General features: G+C 43.3%; 17 protein-coding genes and 1 tRNA gene. 4 read left to right on the top strand and 14 right to left on the bottom strand.

Annotated elements, in window-relative coordinates; translation table 11 throughout:
- Positions 1-17 precede the first annotated feature (17 nt).
- The 6 genes from ACM64D_RS13365 to ffh form a co-directional block, all read right to left on the bottom strand.
- Positions 18-599 (bottom strand): RNA methyltransferase, encoded by a 582-nt coding sequence (locus ACM64D_RS13365; protein WP_415063726.1) that lies wholly within the window; start codon positions 597-599, stop codon positions 18-20.
- The gene (gene trmD, locus ACM64D_RS13370) at positions 592-1419 is read right to left on the bottom strand and encodes a tRNA (guanosine(37)-N1)-methyltransferase TrmD (RefSeq protein WP_415063727.1); all 828 of its coding nucleotides are present in this window, start codon (positions 1417-1419) and stop codon (positions 592-594) included. Before trmD ends, ACM64D_RS13365 begins: the two co-directional genes overlap by 8 nt.
- Positions 1419-1934 carry a ribosome maturation factor RimM gene (rimM, locus tag ACM64D_RS13375; protein WP_415063728.1) on the bottom strand — a complete coding sequence of 172 codons (516 nt, stop codon included), beginning with the start codon at positions 1932-1934 and terminating at the stop codon, positions 1419-1421. The genes trmD and rimM overlap by 1 nt, the downstream gene beginning before the upstream one ends.
- 107 nt (positions 1935-2041) lie before the next feature.
- Positions 2042-2281, bottom strand: a complete 240-nt coding sequence (locus tag ACM64D_RS13380; protein ID WP_038446499.1) for a KH domain-containing protein — start codon at positions 2279-2281, stop codon at positions 2042-2044.
- Positions 2282-2341: 60 nt separating this feature from the next.
- A complete protein-coding gene (gene rpsP, locus ACM64D_RS13385) occupies positions 2342-2590 on the bottom strand; it encodes a 30S ribosomal protein S16 (protein WP_284605064.1) in 249 nt (82 codons plus the stop codon).
- Between the two features lie 70 nt (positions 2591-2660).
- Positions 2661-3992, bottom strand: a complete 1332-nt coding sequence (gene ffh / locus ACM64D_RS13390) for a signal recognition particle protein (RefSeq protein ID WP_415063729.1) — start codon at positions 3990-3992, stop codon at positions 2661-2663.
- Between the two features lie 173 nt (positions 3993-4165).
- On the opposite strand from ffh, the gene ACM64D_RS13395 reads away from it, so the two are divergent.
- Positions 4166-4432: a hypothetical protein gene (locus ACM64D_RS13395; protein WP_415063730.1), complete on the top strand. Its 267-nt coding sequence runs from the start codon at positions 4166-4168 to the stop codon at positions 4430-4432.
- A gap of 55 nt (positions 4433-4487) precedes the next feature.
- Here ACM64D_RS13395 and ACM64D_RS13400 read toward each other — a convergent pair whose 3' ends face one another.
- The 3 genes from ACM64D_RS13400 to ACM64D_RS13410 are packed head-to-tail and all read right to left on the bottom strand — an operon-like array spanning position 4488 to position 7795.
- Positions 4488-5261: an ABC transporter permease gene (locus ACM64D_RS13400; RefSeq protein WP_415063731.1), complete on the bottom strand. Its 774-nt coding sequence runs from the start codon at positions 5259-5261 to the stop codon at positions 4488-4490.
- Positions 5258-6175: an ABC transporter ATP-binding protein gene (locus tag ACM64D_RS13405; protein ID WP_415063732.1), complete on the bottom strand. Its 918-nt coding sequence runs from the start codon at positions 6173-6175 to the stop codon at positions 5258-5260. Before ACM64D_RS13405 ends, ACM64D_RS13400 begins: the two co-directional genes overlap by 4 nt.
- 12 nt (positions 6176-6187) lie before the next feature.
- The gene (locus ACM64D_RS13410) at positions 6188-7795 is read right to left on the bottom strand and encodes a peptide chain release factor 3 (RefSeq protein ID WP_415063733.1); all 1608 of its coding nucleotides are present in this window, start codon (positions 7793-7795) and stop codon (positions 6188-6190) included.
- A 171-nt stretch (positions 7796-7966) separates the two neighbouring features.
- On the opposite strand from ACM64D_RS13410, the gene ACM64D_RS13415 reads away from it, so the two are divergent.
- Positions 7967-9004, top strand: coding sequence for a rhodanese-related sulfurtransferase (locus tag ACM64D_RS13415; RefSeq protein ID WP_415063734.1), 1038 nt, complete (start codon positions 7967-7969; stop codon positions 9002-9004).
- Here the strand turns inward: ACM64D_RS13415 and ACM64D_RS13420 are convergent.
- Positions 9001-9957, bottom strand: a complete 957-nt coding sequence (locus tag ACM64D_RS13420) for a hypothetical protein (RefSeq protein ID WP_415063735.1) — start codon at positions 9955-9957, stop codon at positions 9001-9003. The genes ACM64D_RS13415 and ACM64D_RS13420 overlap by 4 nt on opposite strands.
- A 149-nt stretch (positions 9958-10106) precedes the next feature.
- Here ACM64D_RS13420 and ACM64D_RS13425 point away from each other — a divergent pair.
- A tRNA-Met gene (locus ACM64D_RS13425) sits at positions 10107-10183 on the top strand.
- Between the two features lie 121 nt (positions 10184-10304).
- Here ACM64D_RS13425 and ACM64D_RS13430 read toward each other — a convergent pair.
- Both ACM64D_RS13430 and ACM64D_RS13435 read right to left on the bottom strand, forming a co-directional pair.
- On the bottom strand, positions 10305-11789 hold the full coding sequence (locus ACM64D_RS13430; protein WP_415063736.1) for a MerR family transcriptional regulator: 1485 nt from the start codon (positions 11787-11789) through the stop codon (positions 10305-10307).
- Positions 11790-12571: 782 nt separating this feature from the next.
- Positions 12572-13546: a hypothetical protein gene (locus ACM64D_RS13435; RefSeq protein ID WP_415063737.1), complete on the bottom strand. Its 975-nt coding sequence runs from the start codon at positions 13544-13546 to the stop codon at positions 12572-12574.
- 491 nt (positions 13547-14037) lie between these two features.
- Here ACM64D_RS13435 and ACM64D_RS13440 point away from each other — a divergent pair, with 491 nt between their 5' ends.
- On the top strand, positions 14038-14796 hold the full coding sequence (locus tag ACM64D_RS13440) for a hypothetical protein (protein WP_415063738.1): 759 nt from the start codon (positions 14038-14040) through the stop codon (positions 14794-14796).
- Between the two features lie 41 nt (positions 14797-14837).
- Here ACM64D_RS13440 and ACM64D_RS13445 read toward each other — a convergent pair whose 3' ends face one another.
- On the bottom strand, positions 14838-15287 hold the full coding sequence (locus ACM64D_RS13445; RefSeq protein WP_415063739.1) for a helix-turn-helix domain-containing protein: 450 nt from the start codon (positions 15285-15287) through the stop codon (positions 14838-14840).
- A 13-nt stretch (positions 15288-15300) separates the two neighbouring features.
- The gene (locus tag ACM64D_RS13450) at positions 15301-15582 is read right to left on the bottom strand and encodes a DUF4258 domain-containing protein (RefSeq protein WP_415063740.1); all 282 of its coding nucleotides are present in this window, start codon (positions 15580-15582) and stop codon (positions 15301-15303) included.
- Positions 15583-15658 lie beyond the last annotated feature (76 nt).

The raw sequence follows: 15658 nt of genomic DNA on the forward strand, positions 1-15658 counted from the left end.
AAAAGTAAAACAAGGGTCTACCATGGACCCATTACGCGGTCAAGACAGATACTTACTGCCGATCTTACGGAAAGATGGCGATAATCCTGGGGAGGAGCCCCTCGAATACTCTCGAGAACCCCTGAGCAAGACCCAATCAGGCCCTCTGTCATACCAAAACCAGTACCAAATAACATAAGAACGGGCTTCTTTTCTACATGCATTTCATGGCGCAACTCAGCAAAAGAATACTTTCTCTTCGCCCACTCCGTTCGCGCCGTTGTCGCTATAACCAGTCCCTCGGGGGCATTCCAGTCCTCAAGGGCCTTTTCCACGCTCTCTGCCGTTCTCACGGACCCCAGGGCGGTCTTACGCATAGGATTGAACTTAGAGCCCTGCCCCGTTCTCCAGTGGTCTAAAACCCTTTCTACGAACATCAGCTGCTCTTGCATGGGATGGATAATGTAATATTTCTCCACTCCATACACCTGAGCCGCCCTCGCGATGTCATGGATATCGAAGTTGGTGATATTGGTCGCCACCGTCTTCTGCATCCGATCCCTCACGGGATGATGAACTAGTCCAATTGCGAGTCTTGGTACATACGGTATTTCAGACATTCAGATCTTCCTCGTGCAAATCTTCAAGCCCCAACACCTGGCGCTCTTGAAGGGACAGCGCCGCCAGGAATTTCTGCAATTCCTTCAATGGAGACTCTGTTTTTTTCTTTTTTAACGCCTGATACTTGGCGTTTTCTTGTTGAAGATATTCTTTAAATAAATCAGGACGCTTCTTGCAAGTAACCAAAGCAGAAACTTTTTCTTTCCACTCCTCAATCACTTTATGATTCCCGCTAAGAAGCACCTCTGGCACTTCCTGCCCTAAGTATTCTCGCGGTCTGGTGAAATTGGGATGTTCTAAAAGGCCTTGAGAAAAACTATCTTTATCCGCCGAATCGCCATGCCCCAAAACACCGGGGATAAAACGAGCCAAAGAGTCGATAATGACCAAGGCCCCCAGCTCTCCGCCTGACAGCACATAATCCCCAATAGAAACTTCTTCGTCGACGTAAGCATTAATAATACGCTGATCGATTCCCCCGTAACGGCCACAGATAAAAATCAAGTGTTCTTCTTTTGATAAAGATCGGGCCTTTTCATCGGTGAGAGTGTTCCCTTGAGGGGAAAGATAGATCACTCTAGAATTCTTATGTTGCACCTTTTGAAGAGTCTTTTCCAAGGTCTCTGGCAACATGATCATGCCATCACCGCCTCCGAAGGGCCGATCATCGACAGTGCGATGACGATCGCTGGCAAATTCGCGAGGCGTATGAGCTTTGACATGAAGTAATTCACCCTTCAGAGCCTGACCCAGCACTCCGTGAGATACGGCGCTTTCTATCATCTCTGGAAAAAGAGTGATCACGTCAATCTGAAGCATTAAGCGTTCTCGATATCAAAAAGCCCTTCAGGCAAATCCATCACAACGGCTTGATGTTTAAAGTCGATCTTCTTAATAAAGGCATCCACAAAAGGAACTTCGACTTTTTTTCCACCAGCTTCAACAACCAAAAGATCTTGAACTCCGTTAGAAGAAAAACCAACGATCTCCCCAAGGACAGTTTGTTCAGGATTTTTCAATTTGAAGTTTTTGATTTCAGAAAGATAGATGGTCTCTCCAGGCTTAGAAACCAAAAGTTCATCATCCACGAAGAACTCTAGATGCTCCACACCCTCAGCCGCCGTCCGATCCTTGATCTCAGAAGCTTTAACAATGATCCCTTTTTTAAAGGGTTTTGTTCTTTCAACAGTGAAGTTTTGAATTTCATCTGAGTCCTTGGCTTTCAAACCAAAACTCTTCATTCTTTTTGCCCAAGAGATATCACCGGAAAAAATAAGGACATAAAGGTCTCCTTTAAGTCCATGAGCCTCTCGCACTTTTCCTACTAATTTCATTTTCACACTCCACCAAAAATAAAAGGGGTTGCCTTATGACAACCCCTTCCCTAGAGAAATAATTTAGCTTTTTCGTGCTTCAAATCGCTTTGAAGCAGCTTAATTTGCTATTCTACGATATCGAGGTGATATCGCTTATTAAGCTTCGTACCAGCGGCGCGGATAATTGTGCGCATAGCAGCTGCGGTCTTACCCTGCTTACCAATCACTTTACCAAGGTCTTCTTTATCAACCTTCAAAGCGAGAAGAGTGGTTTGCTGACCAGGGATTTCGTCAACTTCGACGTTTTCAGGCTTGTCCACTAGGGACTTCGCCATGAATTCTACGAGGTCTTTCAAGCTATCCATCATTACCCCCAAAATAGCACATATCCGATATTCTATCGAATTCGGACCCATTGCCAATCACTATTTGGCTTGAGCCAACTTAATAACGTGTTTTACACGGTCTGTAGGCTGAGCACCTTTTTTGATCCACTCTTCAACTTTAGCAAGATCAAGCTCAACTTTTTTATCGTTACCCTTTGGAGTCGGGATGTAAGTTCCAAGAATATCAAGGAATTTTCCAGTAACGTAACGACGAGAATCCGCTACAGTGATGCGGTATTTAGGTTCGTGCTTAGCGCCCATACGAGCCAAACGAATTACAACTGCCATTTTTCTAAACCTCTTGTTTCAAAAACAGTAAGACCAAGTGTGTACTGTGTTAACGATTAAATATCAAGCCTTAAAATGGGAACTTCATTCCGCCTCGACCCATTCCCATCTTCATAAGCCCACCCATCATCTTTTTAGCGTCCTCAAACTGCTTCACCAGCTTGTTGACGTCCTGAACTTGAGTGCCGCTCCCTTTAGCGATCCTAGTGCGACGCGAAGCGTTTAAAATCTTGTGATTGTTGCGCTCTTCCAGGGTCATGGAACGAATGATCGCTTCAATCTTCTTCATCTCAGCATCAGGAGGGGTCATGTTTTTAAGCTGCTTACTCAACTCCCCCATGCCGGGTAAAAATTTCAAGATAGATTCAAAACCACCCATTTTTTTGAGTTGCTGAATCTGAGCTAGGAAGTCCTCCAGGGTGAACTCATTCTTCATGATCTTCTTAGCAGAGTCCCGAGCGGCCTTCTCATCAATGACTTCCTGGGCTTTTTCAACCAAAGAAAGGACGTCGCCCATATCAAGAATTCGCCCTGCCAAACGATCGGGATGGAAGACTTCTAGGGCCGAAACTTTTTCGCCGACGCCCAAAAACTTAATTGGAATTCCCGTTACTTCACGGATCGACAGAGCCGCACCACCGCGCGCATCCCCGTCCACCTTCGTCAAAATCAAACCCGTCAAAGAAAGTCTTTTATGAAAGCCCTCTGCCACGTTCACGGACTGCTGTCCTAACATTGCATCGGCAACAAGAAGAATCTCTTGCGGTGTCCAGATCTCTTTAAGACGACCCAACTCGCCCATCAGATCTTCATCGATTTGCAAACGTCCCGCCGTATCCACGATGACAACATCAACCATATTGTCTTTGGCCCACTGCTTGGACTTTTCAAGAATCTCGTCAGGCTTCATTCCCACTTCGGTCGGGAATGTTGGAATACTATTTTGGCGTCCTAACGTTTGCAACTGATCAATCGCCGCCGGACGATAGATATCCGCAGGAACCAGCCCAGGCTTTTTCCCTAACTTCTGACGAATATAAAGAGACAGCTTGGCAGCCGAAGTTGTTTTCCCCGCCCCTTGCAGACCTACTAAAAATATCACACTGGGATTTTCGCGAACATTGATATCAACCGCGCCGCCGCCAAGAACATTCACCAGCTCTTCATGGACGATTTTTATAAACATTTGGCCGGGATTTACGTTCTGAAGAACTTCCGCTCCCAAGGCTTTCGCTTTTACTTTATCGATAAAAGTCTTAACGACTTTGAAGTTCACATCGGCTTCAAGAAGACTTAAACGAATCTCTTTAATGACGTCCTCAATATTCGATTCCGTGATTTTGCTTTGCCCACGGACCTTTTTGAGGCTGGCCATAATCTTGTCAGATAAATTCTCAAACATGCGAACTCCTGCTTACACCAAGAGAAATGGTTTAACTCATTGGGGAGGGAATGACAAAGAACCTCTCGACTCATTGCGCAACACGCCACCATGAATAATTGTTAGTCACAGAGCATTAGATGATTCAATCAGACCTCTTTGTGGATAAGAGTGACTCAAAAAGGGGCACAACTATGAAAAAAATCATTCTCGTTTCTTTGCTGATGGGGACTTTCGCGCAAGCTCAACTTGCCACATCCAACAGAGCGGCATTAGAGGGCCTCAAAGATGCACGCAAACAAATGGAAGCAAGCACAGAAAGTAAAATCCTAGAAAAACTTGAAAGTGCGCGCCTTGAAGACGAACGAAATCGTCGCCAACAATTCGAATCGTTGAACTTCAGCGTGGTGAATGATGGTTCTAGCAACTCAAATAACAATCTGAACTCAGGAACACTTTAATCCGCGAGTTTTCCTTCTGACGAGCTTCAACCTCGTCAGAAGAGCTCACAGATTCCTACCAGCGCTGAAACGAGCCCTTCCTAAGACTGATTCGCGCCAAACCAAAAAAGAATGCAAAGCCCACTAAAGAAATCACAGCTGCGGTTCCCACATTAACATCACTCACGCCCAAGACTCCGTAACGAAGTCCGTTGATCAAATACAACAGCGGATTGAGTTTTGAAACCATTTGCCAAAATGGATGTAAATGCTCAATCGAAAGAAAGACGCCCCCTAAATAGGTCAACGGCAGCAAAATAAAAGCAGAAAACGCCGACAACTGATCAAAAGTGGTCGCCCAAAATGCGATACTAATTCCAATCATTCCAAAAATCAGTCCTGCCACAATAAGAAAAAACAAAGCACTCACTGGGTGGGCGATATGAAGCCACTCCCCTTGTTGATAATACATAAATAATGAACCGACGAGGTAAGTAATCAGGGCCACCAAAGTACCTCGAACGACAGAGCCTAAGCTCATCGCCCAGATAATCTCCTGATCTGTTACAGGGGCCACGCGCAGATTCTCAAGGTCACCGGAAAATTTAGACGACACAACGGAAGAGGACGAGTTCTGAAAGGCATTGTTGATCAACCCCATCATCATCAGGCCCGGAATAAGAAAAGCAAGGTAACTCACCCCTTGGTGAGAATCCATTTGCTGCCCTAAAGAAACTCCGAATATCAGGAGATACAAAAAGGAGGATACAAATGGAGTTATCACCGTTTGGACGATTACTTTCAAAAAACGCGCAATTTCACGTCGAAATATCGTTAGAAAGCCGATCATAAAGGCACCTGCCCGTCTTTCTGGCTCACAATTTTCAAGAAGGCTTCTTCCAGATCCCCTTCTTCAATTTGAATATCTCGGACCAACTGCGTGGGAACACCCAGTTCGTTGATGAACTCTCCCAATGGTTTTTCTTGAGGAATCACAAAGAAATAGTCTTTGCCTATGACTTCCATCAAATACGGAGACTGCACGGGAACCTGCTCGGCAAAAACGATACGGATTTTTCTTAGAGTGTACTGACGAACAATTTCCTTCGTTGCCCCCACGCACACCAGGGACCCTAAGTTGATAATCCCCACTCGATCACACAACTGCTCTGCCTCTTCTAAATAGTGAGTGGTTAGAAGAACAGAGGTTCCTTCACTGCGCAATTCTCGAACAAAATCCCACAGATCTTCCCGCAAGCGAATATCCACGCCTGCCGTGGGCTCATCAAGAAGAAGCAGCTTCGGGTTATGCACCAACGCCTTGGCAATCATCAACCGACGTTTCATTCCACCTGAAAGGTGTTTGACTCTTTTGTTGCGATGCTCGTAGAGGGCCAATTTGTTTAATAGAAAATGAATACGCTCTTTATTTTTTCGCAAGCCATAATATCCGGACTGAAATTCCAGAATTTCTTCCACATCAAAAAAACCAGAGTTGATCACCTCTTGATGAACCACGCCAATCTGTTTTTTGGTAAACATCGGATCCTTGGTAACATCGACTCCGAAAACTTTGACTGTGCCAGCTGTCGGTTTTTCCAAGGTTGTGATCGCGGAAATGATGGTGGTTTTGCCAGCTCCATTCGGCCCCAGGAGGCCGAAGATTTCTGCGCCCTTCACTTCAAAAGAAACACCCTTTACAGCATCAACCGCGCTGTTCTTATATCTTTTTACTAGGTTATGAATCTCAAGAGGAAGAATCATCAAATACCACTACTACCGCGCGCGACTAATGCTGGTGCAAAATTCGACCGTCGGGTTTTCTCGCTTAAGCCAGTTTAAATCCCATTCTTGATTGACCAGAACCACGGGGTTGTCTTGAAGGTCTCGGAACATATTTGCTCCACCCTTGAGTTCAGCCACAGGCTTCCCCGCATCCGTTCTTGGCCAACGAGCCACCCCATACGGAAGACGATTCAACTTCACTTCCAAATTGTATTCATCCTGCAGACGACGCAAAAGAACTTCGAACTGAAGTTCCCCGACCGCGCCAATGATGGGATCTTGAAGGCCCACCAAGGGATCAATGAACAACTGAATCGCACCTTCTTCAGAAAGGTGATTTAAAGCTTCTTGCATTTTCTGGCGCTTCAAGGCATCTCGCACTGAAAGTCTTCCGAAAAGTTCCGGTGCAAATTTAGGAATATCCTCAAAATGAACTTTCCCTGAGGCGTAGACACAGTCTCCGATGGCAAAGTTGCCTGTATCCCCAACCCCCACGATATCACCGGCATACGCATCATCGACTGTTTCTTTGTCAGCCGCGATAAATTGGCTGGCGTAAGAAAGGCGCAACTCTTTGTCATGTCGAGAGTGTTTCACTTTCATGCCGCGTTCAAACTTCCCAGAGCAAATACGGATAAATGCAATGCGGTCACGGTGACGACGATCCATGTTGGCTTGAATTTTAAAGACAAAACCCGTGAAGTTGGCGTCGCATGGATCAATCTCTTTATCGTCTTTGGTATGTCGGGGCTGCGGTCCCGGGGCGTACTGGGTGAAAAATTTAAGGAAGGTATCCACCCCGAAATTCTGTTTCGCCGAACCAAAGGTCACAGGCGAAATCGTTCCATTTAAAAATTCGTTCACATCAAATGGAGGCAACGCACTCTCAATCAAATCCAGCTCTTCAATCACCTGTTCTGCAGATTCTTTATCAAGATACTGATAGAGAATCTGATCGTCTTTTCCTTTTTCAAAAGGAATGACTTTATAATCTTCGACTTCTTCACGGCGCTGATCGTAAATCCAAAGTTCTTTTGTAAGGCGATTGTAAATTCCACGGAATCTTTGACCGATTCCCAAAGGCCAAGTCACAGGGTAACACTGCATGTTCAGTGTTTTTTCAACTTCATCAATCAAAGTGAGAGGATCTTTCCCTTCTCGATCAAGCTTATTGACGAAAGTGAAAATCGGAATCTGACGAAGACGACAAACCTCGTAAAGCTTTTTCGTTCGCTCTTCCACGCCCTTGGCGACGTCGATCAACATACACGCTGAATCCACAGCCATCAAAACGCGGTAGGTATCTTCCGAGAAATCTTTATGTCCCGGAGTATCCAGAAGGTTCACGCGAAGACCATCATAATCGAAGGTCATCACTGACGAGGTGATAGAGATCCCTTTTTCCCGCTCCATCGCCATCCAGTCCGAGGTCACCGCCTTGGTACCGCTCTTGCCTTTGACTTCGCCCGTTTCGTGGATAACGCCTCCATGATAAAGAAGCTTTTCGGTCAAAGTCGTCTTCCCCGCATCCGGATGCGAAATGATGGCAAAAGTACGACGGCGTTGAATTTCTTTTTGAACCTGAGGTGTCGCGAGCATCTTAATTCCTTACTAAAGGCTTCTTTTTACTTGTAAAATCCAAAGCTTACAAGCCGTTGCCGAATCGCATTACTTTTCCTTGCCTTCCTAGACCCCCACGGCTTATACAGGGGGAGAAAACTTTTAACTCCCCTTGGTTTGGAGCCAGTGGACGGATATGAAGGTGATAATATGACTGCAACGTCGAACTATTATGTTACGACTTTTTATAAATTTCTCAAGCTCTCAGACGTTCCGTCTGTTCAAAAAGATCTCGAAAATAAAGCGGATGCGCTCAATGTGAAGGGCCTCATCATTCTGGGCGAGGAAGGTTTTAACTCTACGTGCGCGGCTCCGTCTTTAGAATCCTTTAACTCTTGGAAGCAGTTTATTCGAGACTACTTCAACTTACCGGATCTTTTCTTTAAAGACTCAGAATCTCACAAGGCTCCGTTTCGCCGTTTTAAAGCGAAAATCCGCGAAGAGATCGTAACGACAGGCATCCCTGAAATGATGCCGCCGGAAGGAAAGAACTATCACCTGACTCCTGAAGAATGGAATAAGGTGCTTAAAGAAGAAAACGACTTTGTGATGATTGATACTCGCAACTGGTACGAGTATAAAATCGGCACCTTCAAGGGTGCCCTCAATCCTAACATCGAAAAGTTCACAGACTTCCCTGAGTACATCGAAAGCCAGGGGATTTCGAAAGATAAAAAGATGCTCATTTTCTGCACAGGTGGAATTCGCTGTGAAAAAGGAATTCTGGAGCTTCAAAAACAGGGTTACGAAAATGTCTATCAGTTGCATGGTGGAATCATCAACTACATGAAAGAGTTTCCGAATGACCAGTTTGAAGGGGAATGTTTTGTCTTCGATCATCGCGTGGCTTTAGATCAAAACCTTCAACCTTCGACACAGTATGGACTCTGCCCGCACTGTGGTCAGCCGTCTGAAATCAAGGTCACATGCAAACGCTGCGACTCGGAAGAGTTGATCTGTGTGGACTGTGCCAAGCTTGATTTTAAAAAAGACACCTGCTCCAAGAACTGTGCACATCAATACAAACTTCATCCCGACAAAAAGGGGCCGAAACAAGTTGTGCCTTTTGAGATCGAGAAACTCAAAGCCGAAGGTGTCGATGACATTCCGACGATTCGAGTCTCTAAAACTAAAGTTGTGACAGTGAACGACAAAGGCGAATCACAAACGGTGTCTGCGAAGAACTAATTCTTCGCAGATTCTTTGTGTGCTTTTTCAATATCTCGAGCAAATAATCGAACCACCCAGGCATCATTGATGTTGAGCTGGGTGCTGGATAGATTCATCTTCACCTGAGAACGATACTTGGGATCATAATCGATGCTCTTGGGGTCCACCCCCGCATCCGCAAGAAACTTCAGCATCTCTGCAGCGGCATCGTCGGCGTCGTAAGATCCGCTTTCGTTCACATTCTTTTCCATCTGTTCACAAAAGCTGAGTGTCGCAGAGTCTTTGGCCAGATCTGGTTTTTGCGCCACCGCCTTGGCGAGATGGTGCATGTTGTAGGTTTTTTGCAGAATCATATCGATATCACTTTTGTGATTTTTTAGGTATTCACCGGCGCGATAGATTTCATAGTAGAACTCAGCCTTCTTTAAAAGACCAGGGTCCTTTTCTTCCTCGGATTTCATCACCATGTCCACCACGGACTGCATCCCCGGAGCTCTAAACATAAAGCGCATCACCGGAGCCGCCGTCTCAACCAGAGGGTCTTTTGTCTCCCCCGCCAAGATCTCAAAGAAATATTTTGCGGACGCATTTTGCGGATCGCGGAAAAAATGACTTTGTGAGGCTCGCTCTAGGTTGCGACACCCCTCCACAAGAGGTTTGCGAGTATCTAAGAAGTCTTCAAGCAAAACTCGTGTCGTGTTTTTTGTGATTTGCTCTTTTTCAGACAAAGCCGGAGCGTTCTCTTGATGGGCCGAAGCCTCCTCCTGCTTTGACGAAGGCGGCAAGGCCTGTTCGCCACTTTCTGTGCCCACTTTTGCAGCATGATCTTTTAAAGCCGGGGGCGTGAGATTTTGTTTAATATCAAAAGCCGAGGGAAGTTTAGAAAGGCCCCAGATCAATGTGCCGATCAAAACAATTGCGGAAATAGAACCGCTAATCAGAAAAATCTTTAAAATATTCTTCCATTTCATAGGGAAAAACTCCTCTTGAGAGAGAAGCGAATCAATCATGGAACTAAAAGGAGAGCAACACTCGGCAAATGATACAGGCTGTTATATTCCAAGTTTTAATAATGAGAGTTGACCCCCCGCCTCTTTAGCTCTATACCTAAACACCTTGTCGCGGGGTGGAGCAGTCTGGTAGCTCGTCGGGCTCATAACCCGAAGGTCGTAGGTTCAAATCCTGCCCCCGCAACCAATAAAGGCTCGATGGTAAACCATCGGGCCTTTTCCATTTTAGGGAGTGCATTGGTTAACGAAATTATTTCGTGCGTATCTCACGATAAATCCTCTCCATATTAATTTTTTTCAAAAATGGATCAGGCCTTTAAATAGTATAGGTCTTTATCTTTTTTGTACCCGAACTCCTGCCAGATCATTTGATGCTGATCTTCCCATTTCTTGATGGAGTCGAGATAAGAATCCTTCCATAAAGCCTTTAAGATTGCCGTACGTTTATAATACCACCACCAGCTGACTGCGTGGCTTTTGCTATAGAGGTCAGGAATTGACTCATACAGCGAAGATTTAACATCTGGTTCCAAGGAGTCGCTAAGGCTGTTTACTGAGTGATCTTGAGGATTATGTCTTATGGAACTTAATAGCGAGTTTGCCTCTGCAATTCGAACCCCCGTCAATCGCATATATATCTTCAACCAGTCTTCACGATAGAGCAGCAAACCATTTGTATTTTGCAACTCAGGATGAGCAGAATCTTGGCCTCCAGTCTGATATTTCTTTAAAAGACCCAGCCCATGAAAATCTCGAATCGTTTCGGTATTAATATAGTCCATGGGACTTTTGTAGATGAGGTCTTTATATAACTCCTCTATCTCGCTTGCTCGATAGTTGTGTTCTGCTTGAAACTCTGGGGAAGAACTTCGAAAGGCTTCAAAATCTGGGCTCCAATCGGGCCCAAACAGGCCCCGAATTCCATATCTCTTAGGTGCCTCCAATATTATCGGATCTAAGTCTGAAAACTTCTCAAAATCAATTTCCCCCGTTTTGTTTTGCACATCTTTTAAAATATCCAAAATGGGGCTTTTGAAAGCGACGACCTCAAAATTAATTTTCTTGCTGATTTCATCGCAAAGACGACCCAAAAGTTCTGAATTTGAATACTCCACGTCGAGCATAAAGATCTTTGATTGAGAGAAAGTCTCTGGCATTAAGTCAAATTCGCGGGGATCAAAGGGTGAGTACCCTTCTGAAAATAAAACTAAACTTGCCGCCGTATTGGCCCTTCCGGGACCGATCAGAATATTCTTTTCTTTGACAACTTTAAGAACCTGCCTAATCTCCGGCAGAAATTTTTGCACATCTTCTGAGAAATGATCCACCTCGGACTTGAGCTGGGTGATCAAATCAGAATCTGCCACCACTCCACGACGTTTTAAATTATTTAAACTTGTTTCAAAAATACTCTCCATAAGGACCCCTCTTTGTTTTTCGGTCAATTGCTTGTTCTTTTCCAAAGAGGACAGCAGGGATTCTAAATTCTGAATTCGCAGAGATAACTCAACAGCCTCGGTTTTGCTTTCAGCAACCTTTTTCCTAACAAACTCATACAGAGTTTCTTCTGTCGTTACTGTTAAGAGTCGCTTAATCTGTTCGAGGGTGAACCCAAGTTCTTTAAACTGGACGATTCGCTTAGCTTCGTCGACCTGAGATGAAGAAAAATAGCGGTACTTATTATCGCCTCGCTCCCGAGGAATTAGTAGCCCCTTTTCTTCATACAGACGCAAAGCCTTCAAACTGAGACCCGTTATATTACTGAATTCACCAATCAAAAACCAATCTTTCATGCTGTCCTCAATCAAAGAATGAAGTCTGCCCTAGGGGCAAGGTAAAATATTTTTTTCCTGATTTTCAAAAAAATCAGATCAGAATTGCTGATTTTTGAAAGTACGAGGTTCTTGAATGCAAATAGCCGATCGCATCAAAGAGCATTTAGATAGACTTACATACCATAGAGTACTTCGAGATAGGCTGAACGCAATCGAAGCGGGTTCAATCTCTCGTCACTTGTCTTCTGAGTGAATTTCTATACTTGAGTCTTCATCTTTGGCTTCGACGCATTTATGAAAAGTAAAAATATTTTTTTGAATACTTTTTTCTTTCATCAAAAACGTTATAGAGCGTTTCCAGATATTTCTAGAAATTTCAATGTCCACAGCAGCAGAGACACTGAGGGACTTGCAGGGGCATTTAATTCGACTTGAGAAAAGTGGTGCGTTTGCTTTTTGTTTTTTACTCTGGCAGATCAGTAAAATCAAACGGAGGAAAACGTATATCACACAATCAAAACGAAATGAAAATGGAATTGGTGGTTTTTTGGAGACGGACCATAAGAAGCTACTTCGTCCAAATGAGGTTTCGAAGATTTTAGGGATATCGACTGAGACTGTATATGACTGGAAATACCGAACGAAGAAGCGCGGAATCCCAGAGGGGCTGTTTGCTAAGATTAGCTCAATGCTTTTTGTCCGATCAGATCTGTTAAAGTATTGTATCTCTAGGCAATGAACCCCTCATTGAAGAAGCAATATCGTCAATGAGGACATTAACAATTGTGTAGCTTTGCGAATTAACTCTTTGTCTGATCGATATTTTTATTTTCGTAAACACTTCGCAGGCGATTAACTCTTGCTATTTCAATTTCTCGATTGATTTCTATCGCAAAATTCTGGCGGAAAAACTTTAGAGGTGTTTTGTTGTCAAAATTAGACACTTGTTTCATCCAATCTGACTGCTTATGCAGATACCTTATCAACACCTTATTTGATTCATTGGAGTCTACCATCTGTGATTCAATAGCTTGTCGAAGAAACTTTTCAATCATGGCAATAGTTTCAAAAACTTTAGCTCGGAATAATATCTCAGCATCTATAAAATCATCAATGGCTACGAATACCGTTGGATATGGATTTAATGGTCCCACAGAAAAGAGAGGCTCCTTTTCTACTGATGTGACGATGAGTTTTTTTAGAGGAACATTTGAAATGGAGGTTAACTTTATCCAGGCATCTTTTTGGTTGTCGGCAAGAGTTTGTAGTTCATCATAGTGGTTGATCAATTCGGCCAGCTTTGATTTGAACGAATATTTGTCGACATCTAGAATCTTTTGCTCCTTAATTAAATCAAAAACTCGGTTATGTAAGGACGGCAATCCATATCCAGAAATTACAGTCCCCAAGGTCTGTTCGGGGTCCAGTTTCTTCTGAACGAAAGTGGGAATATCTATATACAGATCAACTAAACTTTCAGATAACTTCGTTAATATTTGATAAATATTATTTTCAAGATTTTCTTTTTTGCATTTCTCCAAAAGTTCGGTTCTGTATTGTTTATGAACGGTAAGAGTAACTCCAAAAAATACACCAAGAATCGAAAGTAATTTGTATCTGAAGTCTGCATCAGTATCTGGAATGAAAAAAATAATTTGTGGATAGCCAACCCCTAATGCCATATATGCAACGCTCAACCACATGAAAAAACACAACCATGACTCGCCAAAAAAACTACTTAAAGCTTTTATGTATTTTTCTATAGTTCTAAACATTTAGCCTCCAACGAATAAACAATATATCGGTTATTCGAGAGAATGCTTAAAGGGCTTAGGGCAATTTTATTACAATAACAATATATATAACGAATCGAGTACACTTTAGACTATAAAGTATTATTTGTTTTTTTCCGATATTACATTTTGCGAGGTAATAATGGCGAAAAAAAAACACCAGGGCTAAAAACAAAAGAAAAGTAAAATCACCTGACCATTCACGTGGTTCAGCTAAATTTCCTCGTCACTCCCTCGAGAAGAGCTTAAGAATTCCTGAAGCTATTCTTCAGCAAAATGCTGGAAAAGCATGCTCCGATCAGGATGCGGCAAAATATCTAGGCCTTACCTCAGCTGCAGGACCTTTCCTATTAGAAATAAGCCCTGCGTCCAAATATGGCCTACTCGAGAGACCTGTTTCTGGACAAATAGTTCCGACGGAATTAGCTAAGAAAATTCTACGTCCTCAATCTCAGTCTGATAAAGTAAATGGATTGAGAGAAGCACTTCTTCAGGCGCCCGAGCTAAGTGAAGTCTATAATCACTATAGAAACGAAAATTTACCTGACGCCCAATTTTTTGATAATGCACTCCAAGACAAGTTCAAGATTCCAGTTGGCAAAGTATCTGAATTTAAGGAAATTTTTATTTCCTCCTTAAAGTATGCTGAGCTTTGTGAGGAAATTAACGGAAAATTAAGAATAATCGATGCTACAGAGCATACTAGAAATCTCGGAGAGGAGAGGAGAGAAGAGAAGACAAACACACTTATAAAGCTTGAGAAGTCTGTTAAAGTTGCTGCAGGCGACTCATGCTTTGTGGTTATGTCTTTCGCAAAGCCGATTGGTGATTATTACGAGAAAATCTATCAAGTAGCTATTAAAAATTCAGGTCTTCAAGCAGTTAGGGCTGACAGTGAAATTTTTGGGGCTGGCAAGATTATTGATCAGATCTGGTCCGGAATAAATCATGCGAAGGTATTGATTGCTAACCTGACTGGACGAAATCCTAATGTATTTTATGAGCTGGGATTAGCTCATGCTTTAGGAAAGCCAGTTGTTCTAGTTTGTTCTAACGAGAATGATGTCCCATTTGATTTGAAGCATATTCGTGTAATTTATTATGATCAAACAGATCCTTTTTGGGGTGTAAAACTAATTGATAAGATTTCAGAAAATATTTTATCAGCTCTGAAAGAGCCTGAAGAGGCTATCTTTCAGACTGCGCTCCTCCTAGGAGGACGAGAAAAATAAATTGAGATCGAAAGGTGTTGATTGATCTCAATTTTCTAGATTTATTTGGTGATATGGATGGAATTAATGTTTTTATAATTGCTTTTTTTCTCAAATGTAGTCAGAGCTTCTAGTTTTTCCATCAAGGATCCAAAGCAATCCTTGGCACTACCTAGCTGCTTGAGAATAATTAGTCTAAATACTATTTCAGTATTTACATCAATGTGTGCTGCGGAAATAGTGAAATCCTCCCACCGCATTACCGATTGATGGGTCACATTCAGCATCTTTGCAAACTCGCGCAAAGACATCCCAAAGTAATTCCGAATGAACTTAACCTGATTCCCAGACAGAGGAACACCCTGACGGGCACAAATATGCTCAATCAAGGGTTTTGCATATTTATCAAAATCCACATCTGGAACTAACTCTCCGCGAACCTTGACCGCAGGGAGTTCGTCAAAAATGACTGGGAAGCCGAAGCCTTCAAATCTATAGTTTTTAATTTTCATAACTTCTCCCATTTTAGATCTTCGGATCAATCACTGTTAAAACCAGGATCACTTCTTTCGATACCGGCGCGACCTCAAACGTAATCCCGATTCGTAACTCCCGACCGTCGATGGTTGTGCCTTCGATGCTGTAGTCCCAGGAGTTAAACTCTTCATTAAAGCGGTCCCGCTTAGCATCGTGCTTACCATTCGCTAGAGCCTGCAAAACCTCATAGTACAGGATATTGCGCTCTCTCATGCGGCGGTTGGCATGGTCGCTCATTCTGAGTCTGTGAGCCTCTAAAAGAGGCTTCATCTTTTGGATGAGGTTTTTCTCTTTCGAGGGCCTTGCTTTCTTATCGGAAAGCCTACTGGTACTTAAAGTACCACTT

Origin of the sequence: Bdellovibrio sp., from assembly GCF_047637665.1 — a bacterium.
Lineage (GTDB): Bacteria > Bdellovibrionota > Bdellovibrionia > Bdellovibrionales > Bdellovibrionaceae > Bdellovibrio.